The 23,454-nt window shown below is 69.1% G+C and carries 18 protein-coding genes; all 18 read right to left on the bottom strand.

Going from position 1 to position 23,454, the window contains the following annotated elements; genetic code table 11:
* Nucleotides 1–28 precede the first annotated feature (28 nt).
* A complete protein-coding gene (locus ACZ5PO_RS04530; protein ID WP_464190700.1) occupies nucleotides 29–916 on the bottom strand; it encodes an amidohydrolase family protein in 888 nt (295 codons plus the stop codon).
* A complete protein-coding gene (locus ACZ5PO_RS04525) occupies nucleotides 913–2,031 on the bottom strand; it encodes a VWA domain-containing protein (RefSeq protein WP_464190698.1) in 1,119 nt (372 codons plus the stop codon). The genes ACZ5PO_RS04530 and ACZ5PO_RS04525 overlap by 4 nt, the downstream gene beginning before the upstream one ends.
* Complete coding sequence (locus tag ACZ5PO_RS04520; RefSeq protein WP_464190695.1) at nucleotides 2,028–2,909, bottom strand: AAA family ATPase; 882 nt, start codon at nucleotides 2,907–2,909, stop codon at nucleotides 2,028–2,030. Before ACZ5PO_RS04520 ends, ACZ5PO_RS04525 begins: the two co-directional genes overlap by 4 nt.
* Complete coding sequence (locus ACZ5PO_RS04515) at nucleotides 2,909–3,931, bottom strand: xanthine dehydrogenase family protein molybdopterin-binding subunit (RefSeq protein ID WP_464190693.1); 1,023 nt, start codon at nucleotides 3,929–3,931, stop codon at nucleotides 2,909–2,911. The genes ACZ5PO_RS04520 and ACZ5PO_RS04515 overlap by 1 nt, the downstream gene beginning before the upstream one ends.
* Before the next feature lie 2 nt (nucleotides 3,932–3,933).
* Entirely contained in the window at nucleotides 3,934–5,526 is a 1,593-nt protein-coding gene (locus tag ACZ5PO_RS04510) for a xanthine dehydrogenase family protein molybdopterin-binding subunit (RefSeq protein WP_464190691.1), read from the bottom strand.
* Nucleotides 5,527–5,536: 10 nt separating this feature from the next.
* Entirely contained in the window at nucleotides 5,537–6,016 is a 480-nt protein-coding gene (locus ACZ5PO_RS04505; RefSeq protein WP_464190689.1) for a (2Fe-2S)-binding protein, read from the bottom strand.
* 19 nt (nucleotides 6,017–6,035) lie between these two features.
* Nucleotides 6,036–6,854 carry an FAD binding domain-containing protein gene (locus tag ACZ5PO_RS04500; RefSeq protein WP_464190687.1) on the bottom strand — a complete coding sequence of 273 codons (819 nt, stop codon included), beginning with the start codon at nucleotides 6,852–6,854 and terminating at the stop codon, nucleotides 6,036–6,038.
* 16 nt (nucleotides 6,855–6,870) lie between these two features.
* Entirely contained in the window at nucleotides 6,871–7,314 is a 444-nt protein-coding gene (locus ACZ5PO_RS04495; protein ID WP_464190685.1) for an SRPBCC family protein, read from the bottom strand.
* A 235-nt stretch (nucleotides 7,315–7,549) separates the two neighbouring features.
* Nucleotides 7,550–7,987 carry an SRPBCC family protein gene (locus ACZ5PO_RS04490; protein WP_464190683.1) on the bottom strand — a complete coding sequence of 146 codons (438 nt, stop codon included), beginning with the start codon at nucleotides 7,985–7,987 and terminating at the stop codon, nucleotides 7,550–7,552.
* Nucleotides 7,988–7,997: 10 nt separating this feature from the next.
* Nucleotides 7,998–10,892: a flotillin family protein gene (locus ACZ5PO_RS04485; protein WP_464190681.1), complete on the bottom strand. Its 2,895-nt coding sequence runs from the start codon at nucleotides 10,890–10,892 to the stop codon at nucleotides 7,998–8,000.
* Nucleotides 10,893–10,917: 25 nt separating this feature from the next.
* Complete coding sequence (locus ACZ5PO_RS04480; protein ID WP_464190679.1) at nucleotides 10,918–11,751, bottom strand: phosphoenolpyruvate hydrolase family protein; 834 nt, start codon at nucleotides 11,749–11,751, stop codon at nucleotides 10,918–10,920.
* Between the two features lie 3 nt (nucleotides 11,752–11,754).
* A complete protein-coding gene (locus ACZ5PO_RS04475) occupies nucleotides 11,755–13,965 on the bottom strand; it encodes a Tm-1-like ATP-binding domain-containing protein (protein ID WP_464196670.1) in 2,211 nt (736 codons plus the stop codon).
* A gap of 1 nt (nucleotide 13,966) precedes the next feature.
* Complete coding sequence (locus tag ACZ5PO_RS04470; protein ID WP_464190677.1) at nucleotides 13,967–14,749, bottom strand: ABC transporter ATP-binding protein; 783 nt, start codon at nucleotides 14,747–14,749, stop codon at nucleotides 13,967–13,969.
* Nucleotides 14,742–15,827: a branched-chain amino acid ABC transporter permease gene (locus ACZ5PO_RS04465; protein ID WP_464190675.1), complete on the bottom strand. Its 1,086-nt coding sequence runs from the start codon at nucleotides 15,825–15,827 to the stop codon at nucleotides 14,742–14,744. Before ACZ5PO_RS04465 ends, ACZ5PO_RS04470 begins: the two co-directional genes overlap by 8 nt.
* Before the next feature lie 2 nt (nucleotides 15,828–15,829).
* Nucleotides 15,830–16,840, bottom strand: a complete 1,011-nt coding sequence (locus ACZ5PO_RS04460) for a branched-chain amino acid ABC transporter permease (protein ID WP_464190673.1) — start codon at nucleotides 16,838–16,840, stop codon at nucleotides 15,830–15,832.
* Between the two features lie 247 nt (nucleotides 16,841–17,087).
* Complete coding sequence (locus ACZ5PO_RS04455) at nucleotides 17,088–17,903, bottom strand: helix-turn-helix domain-containing protein (protein WP_464190671.1); 816 nt, start codon at nucleotides 17,901–17,903, stop codon at nucleotides 17,088–17,090.
* A gap of 147 nt (nucleotides 17,904–18,050) precedes the next feature.
* The gene (locus ACZ5PO_RS04450) at nucleotides 18,051–19,301 is read right to left on the bottom strand and encodes an ABC transporter substrate-binding protein (RefSeq protein ID WP_464190669.1); all 1,251 of its coding nucleotides are present in this window, start codon (nucleotides 19,299–19,301) and stop codon (nucleotides 18,051–18,053) included.
* Nucleotides 19,302–19,801: 500 nt separating this feature from the next.
* A complete protein-coding gene (locus ACZ5PO_RS04445; RefSeq protein WP_464190666.1) occupies nucleotides 19,802–23,221 on the bottom strand; it encodes a PAS domain S-box protein in 3,420 nt (1,139 codons plus the stop codon).
* Nucleotides 23,222–23,454: the final 233 nt, after the last annotated feature.

The following is a 23,454-nucleotide window of genomic DNA, read 5'->3' as shown; positions in this document are numbered from 1 at the left end:
TCCCATGATTGGTTTTTCTTGCACAAGACTATAGGGCGAGGCGGTAGACGCGCGTCGCCGTATGGCGAAAAATCGCGTCGCGTTGCTGCGGGCTCGCAGCCGTCGCAGCAAGATAGGCCTCGACCAGTTCGCGATAGCTGGTCCACAGCTTCTCGATCGGAAAGTTCGAGCCGAACAGGCAGCGCTCCGGCCCGAAGATCGCCACCGTGTCGGCGACGATCGCAGCGATATGCGCAGGGTCGTTGCGATGAAGGAAGGTGCCGAGCCCGGAGAGCTTGGAGACCACGTTCGAACAGGCGGCGAGCCGCACCATGCCGGCGCGCCACTCCGAGCGGCCGGCGACAGACAAGTCCTCGAGCATACCGGCGTGCTGGAGCACGAAGGTGACGTCCGGGCAGGCCTCGGCAAGAGCTGCCGCGCCCGGCATCTGCGGCGCAAACACCTGCAGGTCGAAGCTGAGCCCGTAGTCGGCCAACCGCGCGACGTTGCGGCGGATCACCGGATCCGCGCACAGATCCGCTCGGGCGGCGAAGCGGTAGAGCGGATTGTCGTGCCAGTGCAGCTGCATGCGCACGCCCCGCAGCAGCGGGTAGCGCTTCAGCCGGTCGAGCTGCGGGCGCACGTCGTCGACGCTGAGATCCGCGAAGGCCACGATCGCGTGCGGCCAGCCCGTCTCCTCGGCCGTGCGCTGCACCCAGGCCGTCTCCGCTTCGAACTGCTCCTTCGCCCAGTTGGTCTGAACGTAGACCGACTTGACGACGCCGGTGCCGGCGAGATCGTCCAAGAATTCGCGGATCGGGTAGTCGCGGCGGATCGCCTCGTAGGGGCCGAAGATGCGCGGCTGCATCGGCCCGACCAGCCAGGGCAGATCGGCCTGGCGCCAGATGTGGTGATGGGCGTCGACGATGTCGGTCACGCGGCCCTCCTGGTTCCGAGCGAAAGCATGTGCGACACGACCGCCGCGCTCGATCCGCCGTCGACCATGTCGTCGACGAAGCGGCTGATGGCGACCAGCGCTTCAGTCTGCGGCACGAAGCCCGGGCCGGTGGCCAGCGGCGTCAGCCAGCTCAGCCGCCAGGCGCGCCGCGAGAGCTTTGCCACCGCATCGCGCAGAGCCGACACGTCGCCGCGCTCGAGCCCGTCGGACAGGATCACGACGGCGGCGCCGCGGGCGTAGCCGCCGAAGCGCGGCACCGCGAGAAAGGCCTGCAGCGCGTCGCCGATGCGCGTGCCGCCGTCCCAGTCGCTCACTAGGTGCGCGGCGGCCGCCAGCGCCTGCTCGGTCCGCTTGAGCCGCAGCGCGCGCGTCACCCGCGTCAGGCGGGTGCCGAAGGTGAAGACTTCGGCATGCGGCGTCGCCTGGAGCAGCGCATGGGCCAGGCGCAGATTGTCCTCGGAGCGTGTCTTCATCGAGCCGGACACGTCGATCAGCACCAGCATCTTGCGCAGCCGCGTCCGCCGCTTCAGCCGCCTGAGCCGCATCACCTCGCCGTCGCTGCGGGTGGCCTCGCGCAGGGTTCGCCGCAGGTCCGCCCATGGCCCGCGCCGCCCGTGCATGCGGCGATGGCCACGCCGGCGCGGCAGTCGCCGTGGCGCCTCGCGCGCGAGGCGGCGCAGGGACAGGTCCGACCCGCCCGGGCCAAACCGTCGCTCGGACAGCGCCTCAGTGCGGACGGCCATGTCGCCGGATTCGTTGGCGTCGTCGGCCAGCAACGGCTCTTCGTCGCCGCGGCCCTCCTCCTGCAGCCGGACGGTCTCCTCGTCCTCGCCCTGGTCTCGCGAGATTTCGTCTCCGCCCAGGAAGTGAACGCGGAACAGCAGGTCGTAGGTCGCGCGCCGCTCGGGCGGCGGCGCCAGGGTCGCAAGCCCCGCCCGGTGGATGTCGCCTGGCCTGCGCGGGCCGAGCAGCGTGATCGCCTGCAGGAAGGCGGTGGTCTGCTCGGGCGCGACGGCAAAGCCGTTGGCGCGCAGCAGTGCCACGAACGACACGAAGGTGCCCGCGGCGCGCGGCAGGTCCGCCAGGGCGTTCATGCCGCGGCCTCCGCGATCAGCGCATCGAGCCGCGGCGAGATGAACGCGAGGTCCTCCTCGTCCTTCAGCGCGACACCGATCGATCGCCTGAAGGCATCCGGCCAGCGCGCGCCGCCCTTGTGGAGCAAGGTCGCCGCCTCCGCCCAGTCGACGGCCTCGGCGATGCCGGGCGCTTTGCTCAACGGCTCGCGCCGCAGCCGGCTCACGGCGGCGACCACCGCACGGGCCGTCGCCTCGGCCACGCTGGAGGCGCGCATCATGATGATGCGCGCTTCGCGCTCGGCGGTGGGGTAGTCGATCCAGTGGTAGACGCAGCGCCGGCGCAGCGCCTCGTGCAGGTCGCGGGTGCGGTTGGAGGTGAGCACCACCACCGGCCGCTCGGCCGCGCGCACGGTGCCGCGCTCGGGGATCGAGATCTGGAAGTCCGACAGGAATTCGAGCAGGAAGGCCTCGAACTCCTGATCGGACCGGTCGATTTCGTCGATCAGCAGCACCGACGCATCGGGCGCGCGCAGGGCCGCCAGCATCGGGCGCTCGATCAGGAAGGTCTCGCCATAGATGTCGATGGTCTCGTCGCCGGCCTGGCGGATCGCCAGCATCTGCCGCGGGTAGTTCCATTCGTAGAGCGCCGCCGAGGCATCGATGCCCTCGTAGCATTGCAGGCGGATGAGCCGGCGGCCGAGGATGGCGGCGATGGCTTTCGCCGCCTCGGTCTTGCCGACGCCCGGAGCGCCCTCGAGCAGCAGCGGCTTGCCCAGGGCCAACGCCAGATAGGCAGCGGTCGCGAGACCCTCGTCGGCGAGGTAGTAGGCGCCGCGCAGCGCCCGCTCCAGCGCCTCCGGGCCGTCGATCCCGGCGATGGTGCCGCGCACCGCCATCAGCGCCGCGCCTGCGGCCGGGCGCCGCCCTGCGCCTTGATGGCACGCAGCACCTTCTCGGGTGTGATCGGCAACTCGTCGATGCGCACGCCGACCGCGTTGAAGATCGCGTTGGCGACTGCCGGCAGCACCGGATTGGCGCACATCTCGCCGGGGCCCTTGGCGCCGAACGGCCCGTCCGGCGCCGGCCGCTCCAGCACCGCGATGTCGTGCGGGCAGATGTCCCCTGGGCCGGGCATCAGATACTCGACGAAGTCGCGCGGCCCGTGGCCGGGATCGGGGTAATAGGGCTCCGTCGTCTCGAACAGCGTATGGCTGATGCCCATCCAGGCGCCGCCGACGAGCTGCTGCTCGACCAGTCGCGGATTGAGCGCGCGCCCGAGCTCGTAGGCGCTGTCCATGCGCACCATCGCCACCTCGCCCGTCTCGTCGTCGACCTCGACCTCGGCGACGAGGCAGGCGTGCGCGTAGCAGGTCGCCGGCGACATCTCGCCGGTCTCGGGATCGACCGCCGAGAGCGGCACCAGGAAGATGCCGCGCCCGGAAATGGTCTTGCCCTGCTTGAACTGCGCCGCGATGGCCACGTCCTTGGTCGAGATCGAGCGGTGCGGCGCGCCCTTGACGTGGATGTTGCCGCGCCCGTCGGTGTCGAGGTCGGCGGCATTGACCTCGAGCTCCTCGGCCGCCGCCTCCATCATCACCCCGCGCGCTTCCCGTGCCGCCGCCATCACGGCGTTGCCGACGCGGTGGGTGCCCCGCGAGGCGAAGCTGCCCATGCAATGGGGGCCCGTGTCGGAATCGGCGGTGTCGACGTAGACGTCCTCGACCGGCACGCCGAGGGTCTCGGCGCAGATCTGCCGGGTCACGGACTTCATGCCCTGACCCAGGTCGATCGAGGACAGCGACACCGTGAACTTGCCGCTGGGATTGGAATGCACCAGGGCCTGGCTCGGGTCGCCGCCGAGGTTCATGCCGATGGGATAGTTGATCGACGCGATGCCGCGTCCGTGGTGACGGGCCATGGTCAGCGCCTCCTCGAGCCGAACACGGAGGAAAACCGCATGGCGCCGTGCGCTGCGGGCTGCGGCGCCGGCGGCGGGGTGACCGGGGGCGGCGCCACCGGGCGCGGCGGCTCGGGCCTGACCGCCGGCTGCGGCACGCGATCGTACGGCGTGCGCTGCTGCGCGGCCTGGTGCGACCGCGCCGCTCCGTCGAGCGCGGTCGCCGGGATCGCGGCGCGGGCGCCGCCGCCATCCCGGCGCGAGGACATGCGCTTGTACTCGTCCCGCAGCGGCCACTTGGCTTTCTCGGCGGCCACCTGCACGCATTCGATCAAGGCGGTGTTCTTGGCCTCGCGCCGATGCGCCTTCATGTCGCCGTCGCGGTAGGCGTTGAGGATGCGGAACTCCATCGGGTCCATGCCGACCAGATGGGCGAGCTTGTCCATCTGGCATTCGATGGCGAAATCCATGGCGGTGACGCCGAAGCCGCGCATGGCGGTGGCCGGCGTGCGGTTGGTGAAGACGCAGTAGACGTCGCCGTGCACGTTGGGGATCGTGTAGGGCCCCGGCAGATGCGCCACGCATTTGACGACGGCGTAGCTCGACAGCCGCGTATAGGCGCCGCTGTCGAAATAGGCGCGCACCTGGCGGGCGACGATGCGGCCGTCGCGCATGACGCCGTCCTTCAGGTAGATGCGCTCGGCGCCGCGGGGCGGGCCGTATTGCATCTCCTCCTCCCGGCTGAAGATGTAGCGCACCGGGCGGCCCGTCAGCATCGCGCCGAGAATGGCCAAGGGCTCGGTGAGCGTATCGACCTTGCCGCCGAAGCCGCCGCCCACCGTTCCTCCGATGAAATGGAAAGTATTGGACGGCACATCGAGGATCTTGGCGCAGGTATCGAGCGAGAAGAACAGCGCCTGGGTCGAGGTGTAGACGATGTAGCGTCCGTTGGTGTCGGGGGCCGCGATGGCGCCGTTGGTCTCGGTCGGCGCGTGCTCGATCGGAGACATCTGGTAGCGCTGCTCGAGCACGTGGTCGGCGCCGGCAAAGCCGCGCTCGACGTCGCCGAAGCGCAGCTTCTGGTGGTCGTACCTGTCGTGATAGGTAAAGGTGTTCTTGGGATAGGTCTCGTTGACGACCGGCGCGCCGGGCTTCAGCGCGGCTTCGACGTCGAAGACGGCCGGCAGCGGCTCATAGTCGACGCGTATCTTGGCAAGCGCTTCGAAGGCTTCGCGCGGGCTGTCGGCGACGACCGCCGCGACCGGCTCGCCCTTGTAGCGCACCTTGTCGACCGCCAAGGTCGGCTCGTCGTCCTCGCCGAAATTGATGAGGCTGAGCAGCGTGTTGAGATTGCGCGGCACGTCGGCGCCGCGGATGATCCGGCGCACGCCGGGGCTGCGCTCAGCCTCGGCGGTGTCGACGTGGCGGATGCGCGCGTGCGCATGCGGGCTGCGCAACACCTTCAGATGCAGCATGCCCTGCAGCAGGTGGTCGTTGAAATAGGTGGACGTGCCGGTGACGTGACCCAGCATGTCCTGGCGCTGGGTGCCCTTGCCGATCTCCTTGAGGTTGTCGTCACGCTCGTCGGCGAACAGATCCTTGCGCAGCTCCAGCATGGTGCGCTCCTTAGGCACGTACGCGGCCGCCGGACGCAGCGGCGAGCACGGCATTGATGATGGGCTCGTATCCGGTGCACCGGCAGATGTTGCCGGCGATCGCGTTCACCACCTCGTCGCGGGTCGGCGCGGGGTTGCGGTCGAGCAGGGCCTTGGCGGCCATCAGCATGCCCGGCGTGCAGTAACCGCACTGGGCCGCGAAGTGCTCCATGAAGGCGCGCTGCAAGGGGTGCAGGTTGGGCCCGTCCTTGAGCCCGTCGAGCGTCTCCACCGAGCGGCCTTCCACGGTCTCGGCCAGCGTCAGGCACGCCAGGTGCGCGTCGCCGTCGATCAGCACCGTGCAGGCGCCGCATCCGCCCTGGCCGCAGCCGAACTTGGGCGTCATGTCGCCGACGAGTTCGCGCAGGGTGGTCAGGAGATTGATGCCGCCGTCGACGAAGACGGCGACGTCGCGGCCGTTGTGACGAAACTGGAGGGCGGTCTTGGCCATGGGTCCAACCTCGCTCTGTCTAGGGTTGGCCGGAGAGAAGCCGGCGCAGATGCACGCCGACGACCTCGCGCCGGTACCAGGCGCTGGCGAGCGCATCGTCGGCCGGCGACGTCCCTTCGGCCGCCGCCGCGACCGCTGCCGCAATGCTGGTCGCGTCGAGGGCGCGTCCTTCCAGGGCGCGCTCCGCCGCCTTGGCGCGAACCGGGGTCGCCGCCATCGCGCCGAGCGCAATGCGCACGCCGACGAGCCGGCCGCCGCTCGACGGAACATGCGTCGCGAGCGTCACCACGGCGGCGCCCTTCGGCCTGATGCGCGCAATCTTGCGATAGCGGAACGCGTCCTCGCTCAGCGGGCGCTGGAAGGAGACCGAGCGCACGAGTCCGCCCGCCTGCCGGCCACGCCCGCTCAGGAACTCCTCGATCGGCACGTCTCGCGCGCCGTAGGCGCCCTCGACAGCAACGGTCGCGTCGAGCGCAAGCATTGCAACGGTGAAATCGCCGAACGGGCTCGGCGCGAACAGATTGCCGCCGATCGTGCCCATGTTGCGCACCGCAGGCCCGCCGATCGACGCGGCGACGGGGTGGAGGAAGGCGAGGGCGCGTTCGGCGAGGACACGCGCAAAGGTGACGCCGGCGCCGATCGTGATACGCGAGCCGGCGGCGTCGAGATGCGCGAGCGTGCGATCGGTGGCGCGCACGATGGTCGACACCGAGATGTCGCCTTCGTTGAGCGCGCGCATTACCAGCGTGCCGCCGCCGAGGTAGCGCGCGTCGCGCTCCGACGACAGGGCCGCAGCCGCCTCTCCCGATGTTCCGAAGGTCTTCACCGTGACGGGCATGATCTTGCCTCCGCGCTCAGGCGGCCTCCCTCAGATATTGGCGGATCGCGTCGAATCCGGCCTGGTAGATCTGCTCGCTGACCATCTTGGTGAGTTCTGCGGCTTCGGCCGGCCGCGCCGTGAAGCGCGACTCCCAGTGCCAGAACGTCCGGTCGCCATCGGTCACCGGCAGCAGCCGGACATGGGCGACATAGTTGAACATAGGTATCGGCGTATCGAGCAGGCAATAGCTGAAACTCTGTTCGAGATCCGAAAGCGCCAGCAACTGCTCGCGCAGCTCCGAGCCGTCCTTCAGCTTGAAGCGCCGCACGCAGCCGATGCGATCGGCCGCCTGCGCACGCTCGATCGTGCTGGTGGCGACCGCGGGATGCCAGCGGTCGTGGCCGTTGAAATCGCGCAGCAGGTCCCACACCACGCCGGTCGGCGCATCGAGGATCGTGCTCTTGACGATGTGCGGCACGGCTAATGTCTCCGCACCCGAGGTGGAACTGTTTGGCCGCGACGGAGCCGCCGCGCACCCTCTCCCCGCAGGCGGGGAGAGGGCAGGGGTGAGGGGGCTTGGTCGCGCGGCACGATCGGCCTTGATCCCTTTCCTGGACGCCCCCTCACCCGGCTCGCGCTGGCGCGCAAGCCGACCTCTCCCCGCAGGCGGGGCGAGGTGCGCGGCTGCACCGTTGGCGGGTCCTTCAGCATGGTCAGCCTCCGAACACGCGCTTCAACGCGTCGAAGCCGCCCTGGAAGACGCCGCCTCCGATCGAATTGACGAGCTCCACCTCCCGTTCTGGAGAGCAATCGAATTCCGCCGACCATTCGAGGAAGGTCTTGTCGCCGTCGGTGACCGGCGTCAGGCGCAGCGTCGCGACGTAGTTCTCGACGCCCATCGGCGATTCGAGAATAGAGTAAGTACAAAACATCTCGTAGTCGGAGAGGCCGAGCAGCTTTTCGCGGATGCGGTCGCCGTTGCGCAAGGTGAAGTCGCGCACGCAGCCGATCTTGTCTGCGGGCTCGCCGCCCTCGATGCGGCTCTCGGCGATCGCCGGGTGCCAGGTGGGCAGGCCGTTGAAGTCGCGCACCCGCGCCCAGACCCGGTCGTTACGGGCGTTGACGACGGTCGAGACGTAGACCCGGGCCATGGCGTCACCCTCAACCCTTCTTGGCCGGCGGCGAGGCAGGGGCCTCGCTGGAGGGGGCGGCCGTCGGCTTGCCCTCGCCTTCCTTCTTCGGCGCGGCCGCCTGGCGAATGCCCTGCATGTCGCGCGCCTCGCGGATGAGCCCCGGCAGCTTGGAGAGACTGCCGCCCTCCACGCCGATGTCGGCGAGGATGGAGTCGATCAGCGGCGCCTGGACCCGATAGCGCAGGGCCGAGTCGATCACCTCGTCGGTGGCGCTCCGTCCGCCGCCGTTGCCGTTGCCACCGTTGCCGCCGGCTAGACCATCGACGTGCAGGATGCGGATGCCCTCGATCTTCTCCATGGGCTTGACGCTCTCGCGCACGATGCCCTCGATCCGGTCGAGCAGCCGGCGGCGGAACAGCGAGTAGCGCGCCTGGTCGGTCAGCACGTTCTCCGCCTCGTTGAGCAGTTTCTGTGCCTCCGCCTCGACGGCCGCGCGTACGCGCTCGGCCTCGGCGGCAATGCGCTTTTCCTCGGCCTCCTTCTCGGCGATCAGCACTTCGACCGTCCTGCGCCGCCTGGCGATCTCGCTGTCGCGCACGGTGATGACGCGCTCGGCCGCCTCGGTCGCGCGCGCCCTTGCATTCTCGGCCTCCGCCTGCGCCGCGGATTGCTCGAGCGACTTCTGGTACAGCGCGATCGCCTTCTCCATCTGGGCCGTCTCGACCTCCTTCTCGCGGCTGACCTCCAGCTTGCGCAGATCGCGCTCGCGCCCGATGCGGGCCTCGTCGAGGCCGCGGTCGGAGGCGATGCGGGCCCGCTGGACCTCCTCGCTGGAGGCGATCTCGGCTTCCTGCAGCGCCTGGACGCGCGCGATCTCGAGCTGCTCGATGGCGCGCCGCCGCTCGATCCGCGCCGCTTCGAGCGCCTGCTCCCGCGACACGTCGGTGGTCTCCACGTCGCGGCGGGCGACGATCTCGGCCTGCTTGACCTTGCGGTCGGCGTCGATCCGCTCGGAGCGCTTTTCCGACAGCGCAATGATGCGGTCCTCGTCGGCGATCTCCACCGCCCGCTTCTGCTCGACGTTGAGCACCTCGCGCGTCTTGCTGGAGGCGATGCGCTCGGCCTCGAGCGCGAGCTCGACGCCGATGCGCTGGCGCTCGATGGCGTCGCGTCGCTTCAGCTCGGCCGCCTCGACCGCTTCCGTCCGCTCGACGTCCCGCTTCCGAGTCTCCTGCTCGCTGAGGATGCGGGCCAGCGCGATCTTCTTCTCCTGAAGGATGCGTGCCGCCTCGATTGCCTCGCGCGCGGCGATGTCGGCCTCCTCGACCGCGCGATGGCGCGCGATCTCCAGTGCCCGCACCCGCTCCTCCTGGGCGATGCGGGAGGCCTCGGTCGCCTCGCGCGCCGCAATGCCGGCGACCTCGAGCGCCTGCGTGCGGTCGATCTCCCGCTGACGCGTGCTCTGCTCGGCCGCGATGCGGCTCGTGGCGAGGGTCTGCTCGCGCGAGATGCGGGCGGCCTCCACCGCCTGCTGCGCGGCGATCTCCGCTTCCTGGATGGCACGGACCTGCTGGATCTCGAGCGCGCGGGTGTGCTCGTCGGAGGCGATGCGCTCGGCGTTGACCACCGTGGTCTGGGCGATGCGCGCTTTCTCGGTCGCCTCCTTGGCGGCGATCTCGGCTTCCTCCACGGCCCGCGTGCGCTCGATCTCGCGCCGGCGGGTCTCCTCCTCGTTGGCGATGCGGGCGTCGGTGACGACGCGCTCCTGCAGGATGCGGGCCTTCTCGACGAACTCGCGCGCCTGGATCTCGGCTTCCTCGATCGTGCGGGTGCGCGCAATCTCCTGCTGCCGCACCTCGCGCTCGGAGGCGATGCGCGCCGTATCGATCGAGCGCTGGTTGGCGATGCGGGTCTTTTCGACGTCCTCGCGGGCCAGGATTTCTCTGGCCTCGACCGCCTGCGTCCGCTCGATCTCCTTCTGCCGGGTCTCGCGCTCGGAGGCGATACGGGCCTCCGTGATCGCCTGCTCGTTGGCGATGCGCGCCTTTTCGATCGCCTCGCGCGCTGCGATCTGCGCCTGTTCGGCCTCGGTCTCGCGCAACGCGCGCTCGCGCGCCACTTCGGTTCGCTGCAAGGCGCGGCGCATCTCGATGTCGCGCTCCTGCTCCAGGCGCGCGGTCTCGCTCTCGCGTTCGATCTCGAGCGCCTGGCGTTCGGCTTCGAGGTTGCGGGTGCGGATCTTGATCATCGAATCCTGTTCGATGTCGTTGCGCAGCTTCCGCTTGGCCTCGATGTCCTCCATCAACTGGGTCAGGCCGTGGGCGTCGAAGCGGTTCGACGGGTTGAAGTATTCGAGGTCGGTCTGATCGAGGTCGGTGATCGCGACGGATTCCAGCTCCAGCCCGTTCTGGGCCAGCGCCTCGGCGGCCGCCGCCTTGACGCGGGCGACGTAATCGCCGCGCTTCTCGTGCATCTCCTCCATGGTCATTTCCGAGGCGACCGAGCGCATCGCGGAAATGAACTTGCCGGCCAGCAGGGCATGCAGCCGCTCGGGCTCGAGCGTGCGCCGCCCGAGCGTCGCGGCCGCGATGGCCACCGCCTCGCGCGTCGGCTGCACGCGGACATAGAAATCGGCCTCGATGTCGATGCGCATGCGGTCCCGGGAGATGACGGCGTCCTGCCTGGCGCGGACGATCGGCATCGGCAGCACGTTCATGTTCACCGGCGTGAAGTCGTGAATGAACGGCAGCACGAAGGCACCGCCGTTGATCACCACCCGCTCGCCGAGGAAGCCGGTGCGGACGAAGGACACCTCCTTGGAGGAGCGGTGGTAGAGCCAGTTCACGATGTAGACCGCCACGACGATCAAGATCAGCGCGACGATCAGCCAAAGGATCAACTGACCAATGAGAACCCCCGACATGGTGGCAACCTCCCCTAAGCGGCGCTCAACTCGTGGTGATCGCCTTGAATCGTCGAACCTGTTCCGTCAGCGCCCGCTCCACCGGCAGCCGTTCCATCGACGACGCTCCGTAGAAGCCGTGGCAGGTGCGGGTGTGCTTCATGATGAAGGCGGCATCCGACGGCTCGGCCACGGGCCCGCCATGGGCCAGCACCAGGACGTCGGGGTTGACGGCGAGCGCCGCCGCCGCCCAGGCGTCGATGCGGGCCGGACAATCCTCGAGCTTCAACGCGGTTTGCGCGCCGATCGCGCCGCCGGTGGTCAGGCCGAGATGGCAGACGATGATGTCGGCGCCCGCCTCCGCCATCGCCTTGGCCTCGGCGGCATTGAACACATAGGGCGTCGTCAGCATGTCCCTGGCGCGCGCCCTGGCGATCATCTCGACCTCCAGCGCATAGGACATGCCGGTCTCTTCGAGATTGGCGCGAAAGACGCCGTCGATCAGCCCGACGGTCGGAAAGTTCTGCACGCCTGAAAAGCCGAGCGTCTTCAGCCGATCGAGGAATTGATCCATGTCGCGGAAAGGATCGGTGCCGTTGACGCCCGCCAGCACCGGCGTGTGCTTGACCACGGGCAGCACCTCGCCCGCCATCTCGACGACGATCGCGTTGGCGTCGCCATACGGCATCAGGCCGGCCAGCGAGCCGCGCCCGGCCATCCGGTAGCGGCCTGAATTGTAGATGACGATCAGGTCGACGCCGCCGGCCTCCTCGCATTTGGCGGAGAGCCCGGTCCCGGCGCCGCCGCCGACGATCGGCTCGCCGCGCGCCGCCATGGTGCGGAACCTGTTCAGCAGCTCGGTGCGCTCAAACCGGGGCATCGCTCACCTCCCCGCCCGCCGGCGTGCGCCCGGGCGTCCGACCAGGCCGCGGAAGGCCGCAACGATCGCCGCTGAGAACTCGGGCTCGTTGATGTGATGCCTGAGCCGGATCAGCTGCCGGTTGCTGGTCTGGCGGACCGTCTGGTCGAGCGCGCGGAACAGCGTGGCGTCGGCCGCCGGGTCCCAGAACGGCTGCCCCGGTGCGTCGAGCGCGGAGACGCCGCCCTCGGGCAGAAAGAACCGCACCGGCCCATCCATCCGGTTGAGGCGCTCGCCGATCCAGCGGCCCATGCGCTCGTTCTCCTCCGCGGTGGTGCGCATCAGCGTGACCTGCGGATTGTGGGCGTGCAGCCGGCGGCCGCGGTAGCGCTCGGGAACGGTCTCGGGGGCGCCGAAATTGACCATGTCGAGCGCGCCGACCGAGCCCACATAGGGGATTCGGCTGCGGATGACGGCGCCGAAGCGATCCTCGGTTGCCGGAAACACGCCGCCCATGAGCAGGTCGCACACCTCCGTGGTCGTCAGGTCGATCACCCCGGCCAGCAGCGCGGAATCGACCAGCTTCTCCATGGAGCGGCCGCCGACGCCGGTTGCGTGGAAGACCAGGCATTCGTAGTCGGCGCGCAGCGCGGCCGCGATCTGCTGCACGGCCGGGGTGGTCACGCCGAACATCGTCAGACCGACCGCCGGGAGGCTGGCGTGCAGCGCCTGCGCGTTCGCCGCGCCGCTCTCGAGCCGTGCCTTGACCATGCCCACCAGCGCGTTGGCGCCGTTGGCGAGCACCTGGCGCGAGATCGCGTTCAGTCCCTGCACGTCGGTGACCGAGTACATCATGGTGATGTCGGCAGGCCCGACGTAGGGCGCGACGTCGCCCGAGGCGACCGAGGAGACGATCAGCTTGGGCACCCCGATCGGCAGCGCGCGCATGGCCGGCGCCACCAGCGACGCCCCGCCCGACCCGCCGGCGGAGATGACGCCGACGATGTCCGTCTGACGGCGCAGCCAGTTGGCGAAGGCCTCCGCCATCGCCGTCACGGAGGCGCCGCGGTCCGGCCCGAACACGGCGCCGCCGCCGCGCGGATGATTGAGCGCGATTTCTTGGGCGGAGACGTCGCAGGAGGAGGGCCTGCCGCTGGTCGAGACATCGACCAGCCGCGCCCGCAGGCCGCTGCCGGCGACGATGTCGCGGATGAATCTGAGCTCGTCGCCCTTGGTGTCCAGCGTGCCGACCACGAGCACGGCCGGCGGCCCGGAGCTGCGCGCGGCCGCGGTGTCGCGACGTGGGCGCGCCGCATCCTCCAGCCTCAAGATGCCGGTCGACAGCACCCGCGCGTTGGCCTCCATGCGCGCGATCGGCACCGGCTGCGACCATCGCGTCGGCAGCGTCGGATTGGAGACATAGATGCGCTTCGGCGCTGCCGCGGCCGGGCGCGGCGCCGTCCGCCGCGCCGCGCCGTCCTCGGCCGCGCCGGCCTCGACCTCTGGCCCGGCGTCGGCATGGCGCCCGACCCCGAGGAGGCGCTGTTGCAGCTCCCGGTCCGACGCCAGGCGCGACGACTCGATGAGGCGGTTGACGCGGCCGTTGACCATGATGGCGACATGCCGCGAGACCGCCGTCGCCACCCCGATGTTCTGCTCGATCACGAGCACCGCGATGTCGCCCTCGTCGCCGAGGCGCACCAGCATGTCCTCGACCTGCGCGACGATGACCGGTGCCAGCCCTTCGGTCGGCTCGTCCATGATCAGGAGGCGGGGGTTGACCACCAGGGCGCGCGCGATCGCCAGCATCTGCTGCTCGCCGCCCGAGAGCTGCCCGCCGCCGTTGTTCCTGCGCTCGGCCAGGCGCGGAAAGGTCTCGTAGACGCGCTCCACGGTCCAGGCGCCGCGCCGCATGCCCGCGATCATGCGCAGATGCTCGTCGACGGAGAGCGAGCGCCACAGCCGTCGGCCCTGCGGCACGTAGCCGACGCCGAGCCGGGCCACCTGCGCGGGTGACAGCGACAGCAGGTCCTCGCCGGCCAGGCGGACGGAGCCGCCCGTGGCGGGCACCAGCCCCATGATGGTCTTGCACAGGGTCGTCTTGCCCATGCCGTTGCGGCCGACCAGGGACAGCACGCCGGATCCCAGCGTCAGGTCGACGCCCTGCAGCGCATGCGACCTGCCGTAGTAGACATCGAGGCCTCTGACCTCGAGCATCGGGGTGGAGTGGCGCATCTCAGCTATGGCCGCCTCCAAGATAAAGCTCCTGGACCTCGGGGTCGGATTCGATCTCCCCCGGCGGGCCTTCCTTGAAGATGCGGCCGTTGTGCATCATCGTCACGCTCTCGACGACGCGCAGGGCGACGTCCATGTCGTGCTCGATGATGATGTAGCCGATGTGGCCGGGGAGCGCCGTGAGGATGTCCACCAGCTCGCGCCGCTCGGTCGGCGACAGGCCGGCGGCCGGCTCGTCGAACAGGATGAAGCGCGGCGCGCCGGCCAGCGCCAGCGCGATTTCCAGCTGGCGCTGCTGGCCGTGGGCGAGCTCGGCGACGCGCCGGGCGCTCACCGCGGCCAGATGCACCGCCTCGACCAGGTCCTCGGCCGATTGCATCAGCGCGTCGTTGGCGCGTGGGCGGAACGGCGAGAAGCGGCTGCGCGAGACCCCGCAGCAGGCGAGATAGACGTTGTCGAGAACGGTCAATCCCGAAAACAGCGCCGAGATCTGATAGGTCCGGCGCAAGCCGCGGCGGATCCGCTCGTAGGGCGGGAAATGGGTGACGTCCTCGCCGAAGAACCGGATGGTGCCCGAGGTGGGCGGGAAATCGCCGGTGATGCAGTTGAACAGCGTGGTCTTGCCGGCACCGTTGGAGCCGAGCACGGCGCGTCGCTCGCCGGGGCGGACCGTCAGCGTCACGTCGGTCAACGCCGCGAGCGCGCCGAACAGGCGCGTCACGCCGCGCAGTTCGAGCGCCGCGCCCGCGCCGGCGACGGCCAGGCGATGGGCGACGCTATCCATGGCGGTCACCACCGGTCTGCGCCTTGCCGGGCCGGGGCCGGGGCCGGCGCACCCACCGCTCCCAGAGCCCGACGATGCCGTCCGGGGAGAACAGCACGATGGCTAGAAAGCCAAGACCGATCAGCAGGCGGAAGCGGTTGCCGTCGAGCCCGAACGCGACCAGGACATCCAGGGTGAACGTGCGCAGCAGGACGAAGACCAGGGCGCCGACGAACGGGCCGATCGGGCGTGTCGTGCCGCCGACGACGGCGATGATCAGAATGTCGATCGCCCGCTCGACCCCCACCGAGCCGGGCGAGATCTGGCGATAGTTCCAGACCTGCAAGACGCCGCCGAGGGCCGCGACGGACGAGGCGAAGGCGTAGGCCGCGATGCGGTGCGCATTGACGTTGAAGCCGAGCGCGGCCATCCGGCGTGGATTGTCACGCACGCCCTGCAGGGCGAGGCCGAACGGCGCGCGCGCGAGGTAGCTGACCGCAGCGAAGCACAGTACTGCGACGGCGAGGATCACATAGTAGAAAATGATGTCGGCGCGCCAGTCGATGCCCCAGAAATGGGGCGTGACGACACTGTTGATGCCGGTGTGACCATTGAAAATGGCCCAGTTCTGGTTGGTGAAGTAGTAGAAGGCCGACGCGATCGCCAGCGTGATCATGATCGTGTAGATGCCCTCGGTGCGGACTGCGAGCGCTCCGCCGATGGTGCCGAACAGGGTTGCCAGCGCGATCGCCATGGGTGTTGCGAGCCACCAGGGCCACCCCAGGCTGATATTGGCGTTGCCGCTGGCGCCGAGCACGGCCGTCATGTAGCCGGCGAGGCCCGCGATGGTCAGCTGCATCAGGCTGACCATGCCGCCGTAGCCGGCCAGGAACATCAGGCTCAGCGCCACGATGCCGAGAATGAGGCTGGTGCCGAAGATCTCGATGAGGAAAAAGCCGTTCGCGATGAGCGGCATGATGAGCAGGAGGACGGCGACGGCCCAGACGGCGGGGTGGCCGAATTGGCGGACCGTCCCGGCGCTCGCCGCGGGCTGCGGCAGCGTCTCGGGCTGAAGGCGCGCGTCCTGGGTGATCGACATGGCTAGCGCCCTGCCAGCAGGCCCTGCGGCCGAACGGCCAGCACGAGCACCATGATCAGGAACGTCACCACGATGGCGTAGGTCGGGATGTAGACTGAGCCCAGCTGCTCGGCGAGGCCGACGATGAGCGCGCCGAGGGCGGCACCTGGGATCGAGCCCATGCCGCCGATGATGACGACCACCAGCGAGGCGAGCAGGAAGCGCAGGTCCTCGCCGGGCGAAATCGACTGAAACGTGCCGCCGACGACGCCGGCCATGCCCGCAAGGCCGGCGCCGAGCGCGAACACCAGCACGAACACCAGCTGGATGCGCACGCCCATCGCCGCCAGCATGTCGCGGTCGTCGACGCCGGCGCGCACGATCATGCCGATGCGCGTGCGGTTGAGCGCGAGCCACATGGCGACGCCGATGACGACGGACGCCAGCAGGATGACCAGCCGCACCATCGGATATTGGAGGTAGACGGCCTCGCCGGAGGATTTGACGGCGGTGACGAAGGGCAGCTCGACGGGGCCGACGAGCGCATGGGGCGTCTGGATCTGGTAGAAGTCGCCGCCGAACGCCCACAGCATCAGATCGGCGAAGACGATCGACAGCCCGATCGTCACCATGGTCTGACGCAGGTCCTGCCCCTCGATGCGGCGGAAGATGAGCACCTGCATGGCAGCGCCGATCAGCGCGACGACGATGAAGGCGGCGAGGAAGCTCAGCAGCCAGGATCCGGTGGCGGCGCTCATCTCGTAGCCGACATAACCGCCGAACAGATACAGCGAGCCGTGGGTCAGATTGACGTTGCGCATCAGCCCGAAGATCAGGGTGAAGCCGCTCGCCACCAGGAAATAGAGGCCCCCGAGCGTGATGCCGTTGAACACGGCGCTGAGGAAGACCTTCTTCCGGCCGATGGCGTCCTCCAGGCCCGGCGGCCAAGTGGCGAAGATCAGCCAGAGCGCCGCCGCGATCGCGATCAGGATGACGAGGGCCCAGACCCGATGGCGCTCGATCCATCTGGTCATGCGCGCCCTCCGCACCTGATCGCGGCAGCTCCACGACAATCGGCTGAAGCAGTCGACGCCATGCCGGGCCTTGTCCTCCCTGAGCAGAATGTCCGAGTTCGCCTCACGGCGGGCTCGACAATTCCGGAACGTCTAAAAGTCTTGCTTAGGCGCCGCGGTCGTCCGCCGCCGATCGCCGACGGCATTCTACGGGCCGGCGCGGGCCCCGCTTGATCGTCAGTCCGCTTTTGGCCACCCTGCCGGCCGGTCAGGGCCGCAAGATCTTGGCGGCGCGCCGGTAGTCGCTCGGTGCCATGCCGACATTGCCGGCGAAGAAGTGCGTGAACGCGCTCTGGGACGAAAAGCCGAGATCGAAGCCGATGCCGGCGATCGATGCTTCCGTGGACACCAGCGAGTCCAGTGCTTTCTCCATCAGCAGCGTGTTGCGGTAGAGGTGCGGGGTCACGCCGGTCTGGGTGCGGAACAGCTTGTAGAAATGCGGCCGCGACAGGCCCGCCTCGCGCGCGATCGCATCGAGCTCCATCTCGGCGCCTGCCGATTGGGCCAGGAGCCGGATCGATTTGCGCACGCGAAAGTCGGTGATGGCGGCAACGGCGCGGCTCTCCGGCGGGGCCTCGGCCTGGCGCCAGCTTTCCTCGTGGCAGGAGTCGATGAGGTTGCGCAACTCGCCGTCGAGGCTCTTGAGCGACGGCGCGCCGCAAATCATCGCTGCCGCCTGCCGGACATCGCGGTCCAGCGTCGCGGTGCGCTCGAATGTCGTGCACCCGAACCGTACCCCGCGCACGCCGGCGAACCACGCGGCGTCCACGTAGAGCACCAGGAAGATCGCGCCGTCCCCCAAGTCCTTCGGCACGAAATTGTGCGGCTCCCAAGGATTGACCGCCAGGACGGTATCCTGGCGCGCCGGCATCGGCTGCTCGAGCACCTCCACCGACGCCGGCGTGCCGCCGATGTGAAAGATCAGATGTCCTTCGCGGTGCGCATGCACATTGAAGGGACGATTGAGCTGATAGACCGTGGCACGGCCGAAATGACCGTGAAAGACGGCAAGAGCCCGGCTCATGCGTTCCTCCCGCGGATCGTGTTTTCTTGTTTTCGACGAGGTTGATCATCCGCGACGAGAATGCAAGCGCGCGCTCGAGCGACCGGCGTGCGCCGCGATCTGGACAATGGACGGCCGGTCGCGAGGGCGCCGGCCGCCCGATCGGCGTCAGTACTTTTTGCACTCTGGAACCGTGCGGCTCGGCAGCCCGATCTTGGCGAACACCGCCGGGTCGTAGCCGAGCGTCTGGTTGACGTTCGGGATCACCTTCGCGACCTTGCTGAACAGGGCGCCCTTGCCGTCGTCGACGACTTCGGTGACGAAGTTGGTGCCGATGGCCTGACGGTTGGAGTCGAGCTTGATCTTGCCATTGGGCGCGTCGAGCTCGATGGCGGCCAGGGCGGCCTTCAGCTTGGACTGGTTGTCGCCGAGGTCGCCGTTGACCTTCCGGAGCGCCAGGATCAGCGCCATCGTCGAGTTGTAGTAGTTGGTGGCCAGCAGCGACGGGCTCGGGAAGCGCTTCTCCGGCGGGAAGGCGGCCTGATAGTCCTTCACGAAGGCCTGCCAGCCCGGGTCGTCCCAGGTATCCGCCTGGCCGCTGGCGGCGATCGTGCCGATCAGCGCGTTCTTGGCGTTGCCTTTGGCCGAGAGAATGGTCTGGTCGACCATGATCGAGCCGCCGAGCAGATGCGCCTTGCCGCCGGCTTGCTGATACTGATTGAGGAAGTTGACGGCGTCGGCGCCGCCGAGGCCCAGGTAGATCGCGTCGACGTCGTCGGGCAGCGCGGCGATGACCGAGGCGAAATCCTTCGTGCCGAGCGGCACCCATTGCCGGCTGGAGATCTTGCCACCTGCGCCGCAGAACTCGAGGACGAGCCCGAAGACCTGCGTGTAGATGAACGAATAGTCCTCGCCCACCGTGGCGATGTTGCGATAACCCTTGGTGTCATAGGCATATTTGCCCAGGCCGACCTGCCACTGGGCACCGTCCATGTTGTAGCGGAAGAAGTTCAGTGCCGGATCCACATAGGTGGTTTCCTGCGCGCCCGACGCGGCGTTGACGAAGGTCAGCTCCGGGCGCGTCTTGGCGAAATTCTTGACCGCGATGCCCTCGTCGCCGGACAGGGGCGACAGCAGGATCTGGACCTTGTCCTGCTCGATGAGCTTGCGTACGGCGCGCACCGCGGAATCCGGCGTCGCGTCGGTGGAGGCGACGACGAACTCGAGCTCCTTGTCGCCCACCTTCTTGCCGAGCTTGTTCAACGCGGTCTGAAAGCCGCGCATGCCGTCCTCGCCGAGCACCGTGTAGGTGCCCTCCAGGGTCGCCGTCACCCCGACCTTGATTTTCTCCTGGGCAAAAGCAGCGCCAGACATCAGCAGGCTCGCCAGCGCGGCAAGACACAAACTGCCCTTCACCATCGCACTCCTCCCCGTTTGCTTTTTTGTCGACGTTCAACGCACCGGCTTGCGCCGGACTTGAACAGCAAATAGAGCGCATCGCCTTGCCGGACGGCTGCCGGGTTACTTGAGCGTCAGTCTCTTTTTACATGCTGCGGCGCAGCGAAAACCATGCGGGCGGCGACCCAGGTAGCGCAGGACCATGGCGGGCCAGCAGGCCTTGCCCATTCCGGACGCACGTTAAGGCCAGAGATGGACCGGGAAAAGCAGGACCTTCGAAGCAGACCTCCGGCGCGGTCGACCGGCGGTGCCGCCCAGAGATCTTGGTAGTTTGCCGTCGCGAGACACCGGACACCCCGCCCCCACCGCCTTCGGCGGTCCCCCTCCCCGCTTCGCGGGTGAGGAACAGGTCGCGCCGCATGATCCTCACCCGCGAAGCGGGGGAGGGGGACCATGCGCAGCATGGTGGAGGGGGCCGAGTGCAGCGGGCGACGTGTGCGTACAATGCGGCGGCGCCGCGGCTACCGCCCATCCTCGCGCTTGAAGTCCAGTATGTCGCGAACGCGGGTGGCGAGCTCGGTGAAGCTGAACGGCTTGATGATCAGCTCGACGCCCGGGTCGAGCCGGCCTTGGTGCACGATGGCGTTGCGTGCGTAGCCCGTCGTGAACAGCACCTTGAGCTCAGGCCTGAGCGCCCGCGCCTGGCCGGCGAGGACGGCGCCGCTCATGCCGCCGGGCAGAACAACGTCGGTGAACAGCAGGTCGACCCGGCCATCCCTGCGCTCCAGCAGCCTGAGCGCGGCCGGGCCGTCGACGGCCTCGAGCACGGTGTAGCCGAGCTCGCGCAGCACCTCGACCGAGTAGGCGCGCACGTCGTCGTCGTCCTCGCAGACCAGCACCACCTCGCTTTGCGATCCGTCCGGCACGTCGGCGGCGGCCGCGTCCTCGGCGTCGTCGGCGGCCACGAGCAGCCGCGGCAGGTAGATCTTGACGGTGGTGCCTTCCCCCGGCTCCGAATAGATCTTCACGTGGCCGCCGGATTGCTTGACGAAGCCGTAGACCATCGACAGGCCGAGGCCCGTGCCCTTGCCGACCTCCTTGGTGGTGAAGAACGGCTCGAAGGCATGCTGCAAGGTGGCCGCGTCCATGCCAGTGCCGGTGTCGGACACCGAGATGACCACGTACTGGCCGGCCGTCACCTCGGCGTGACGGGCGACGTAGTCGCGGTCGATCAGCGTGTTGGAGGTTTCGATCGTCAGCTTGCCGCCGGCCTGCATGGCGTCCCGGGCGTTGACCGCCAGGTTGAGGATGGCATTCTCCAGCTGATTGGGGTCGACTTCCACGCGCCATAGCCCCGAGCCGTGCACGGTCTCGATCTCGATGGTCTCGCCCAGCGAGCGGTGCAGCAGCTCCGACATGCCCGACACCAGCTTGCTCGGCTCGATCTGGCGCGGCGTCAGGGGTTGCCGGCGCGAGAAGGCCAGCAGCCGCTGGGTGAGGGTGGCGGCGCGCCTGGCGCCGTTCATGGCGTTGTCCGCGGCCCTGCGGAGGCGCGGCGCATCCGGGGGCAGGTTGCGCTGGAGGAGCTCCAGGTTGCCGGAGACGACCTGCAGCAGATTGTTGAAGTCGTGGGCCACGCCGCCGGTGAGCTGTCCCAGCGTCTCCATCTTCTGGGCTTGCCGCAGCGCATCCTCCGCCTGCTGCAGCGCGTTCGCCGCTTCCTTCTCGCGGGTGACGTCGCGTGCCACGCAGTAGAGCCGGTCGCCGTCCTGCACGGCCGTCCAGGAGAACCAGCGATAGCTGCCCGCCTTGCTGCGGAAGCGGTTCTCGAAGCGCGCCGGCACGTCGCCCGTCGCCAGTCGGCCGATCTGGGTGCGCGTGTGGGTGCGGTCGTCGGGATGCTCCATCCACTCCGACGTGCGGCCGATGAGCTCCCGCTCCGACCAGCCGAGCAGCTCGCTCCAGACCGGGCTGACGCTGAGCCAGCGCCCCGCGGTGTCGGTGACGAGGAACGGGTCGCGCGAGAGGTTCCAGATGCTGTCACGCTCCCGCGTACGCTGGGCGACTTTGCTTTCCAGCACCTGGTTCAGGCGCTGCTGCGTCTCGAACAGCGTGGCGTTGTCGATGCCGATCGCGGCTTGCGCCGCAAGCCCCACCACCAGCCGCTCGGAGCGTTCGCTGAACATGCCGGGTGTCGCGTGGCCGAAGAACAGGCCGCCGATCACTGCGCCGGACCGGGAGACGACCGGTGCGGCGAGATAGCTGCGCACCGGCAGGTGGCCGGCCGGCATACCCCGATGCGGCGCGTTGTGGCCGTAGCGCGCATCCTGGGTGATATCGTCGGAGCGCACGACGCCCTCGCCCATGAACGTGGGCGCGAACACGGTGGTGTTGCGGGGCGTCGGGAAGCCCGAGAAGGCGTCCAGGGGGGCGCCGGACAGACTGTAGAGCGTGTAGCTTTCGCCGCTCTCGTCGACGCGGTTGTAGAAGAAGGCGCCGAACTGCGCGCCCGTAAGCTCGACCCCGGCGTCGACGACGGTTTGTACGAGCTTTTCGAGCTCGAGCTCGGCGGCTATATTGGCGACGGTCCTGTTGAGGATCTCGAGCGCGTGGCTTTCCTCGCGCAGGGCGCGTCCCCGGCGCGCCAGCTCCGCTTCGGCCCGCTTGCGCCCGGTGATGTCGACGACGGCGCCGACGAAGCGGACGGTGCCGTCGGCGCGGATGAAGCGCTGGCCGGTGGCGGCGAGCCAGCGCTCGATCCCGTCCCTGAGGCCGACGGTGCGGTACTCGACGTCGAAGTGCCCGGACCCCTCGGCGGCGAGGGCTCGTCCGACAGCGGCGTCGACGCGCGCGCGGTCGTCCGGGTGCAGGCCGGCGAGAAACGAGCTGTCGTAGCCGACGGGATCGTCCGCGCCGAGGCCGAACAGCTGCCGGCAGCGGTTGTCCCAGCGCAGCTCGCCGGTGGCGGGGCTGAAGTCCCAGGTGCCGATCGCCGCCGCCTCTGCGGCCAGGGCGAGACGGCTTTCGCTGTCGCGCCGCGCTTCGATCGCACGCAACTGCTCGGTCACGTCGGTGCCCTGGACGAAGATGCCGGTCGAGGCGCCGTCGGCGTCGCTGATCGGCTGGTAGACGAAATCGAGGTAGCGCTCCTGCAGCGGAGCCCCGGGGCCTTGCCCGACCATCGCCTTCATCGCCTTGGCCGTGAACGTCCGGCCGCTGCGGTAGACGTTGTCGAGCAGCTCGAAGAAGCCCTGTCCCTCGATCTCGGGCAGCGCGGCGCGGACCGGCTTGCCGATGACGTCGCGACGGCCGATGAGCTCCTGATAGGCCGCGTTGGTCAGGCGCACGACATGGTCGGGCCCCTCCAGCAGGGCGACGAAGCCGGGCGCCTGGTCGAACATGCGGGCGAGCCGCTCGTTGTCGGCCGTGGCCCGCTGTTCGGCCTTCACACGGTGCGTGGTCTCATTGACGATGCAGAGCACGCCGCCGACGTCGCCGCCGTCCTCGAAGACCGGCGAATAGGAGATGTCGAAGTAGACGTCCTCGCCGATGTCGGAGCGCTCGATGTAGAACGGCCGATCCTTGGCGAAGATGGCTTCCCCGGTGTCGCGCACCCGGCGCAGCAGCGGCTCCAGATCATCCCACAGCTCGCCCCAGCTCTCCGCCGCCGGCCGGCCCAGCGCGCGCGGATGCTTGACGCCGATGGTCGGAGCGTAGGCGTCGTTGTAGAGAGCGGCGTAGTACGGGCCCCAGAACAGCACGATCTGCGCCCGCGCCGGGAGCATCAGCCGGACGGTGTGCTCGAGCGCCGCCGACCAGGCCTGCCGCGGACCGAGCGGCGAGGCCGACCAGTCGTGCGCGGCGATGAGCCGGCCCATCTCGCTGCTGGCCCAGCGCGCCTCGGCCGTTGTCCCTGCCGAAACGCGGGATGCGTCCGTCATGGCTTCCTTCCTGATCCGCCCCGTCGGCGTTGGGGTGGAGCGGAGTCCTGCACCGGCGGTCCGGGCTGAGGCTCGCCCAATCCATTCGCTTTTCCGCTGTCCGGTCAAGCAGGATGCGGGGCCATCGCCGCCGCAGTGCCGTCGCCTTTAATCGGCCGCAAGTGTCACTATATTGGCATCACCGGCACGATTGTTCGGTTCGCTGTTTGAGCGGGCGCCAAGCCTGCAGGCTT

The organism is Chelatococcus sp. KU-N122 (assembly GCF_055391085.1).
This window is presented reverse-complemented; position numbering and strand designations above follow the sequence as displayed.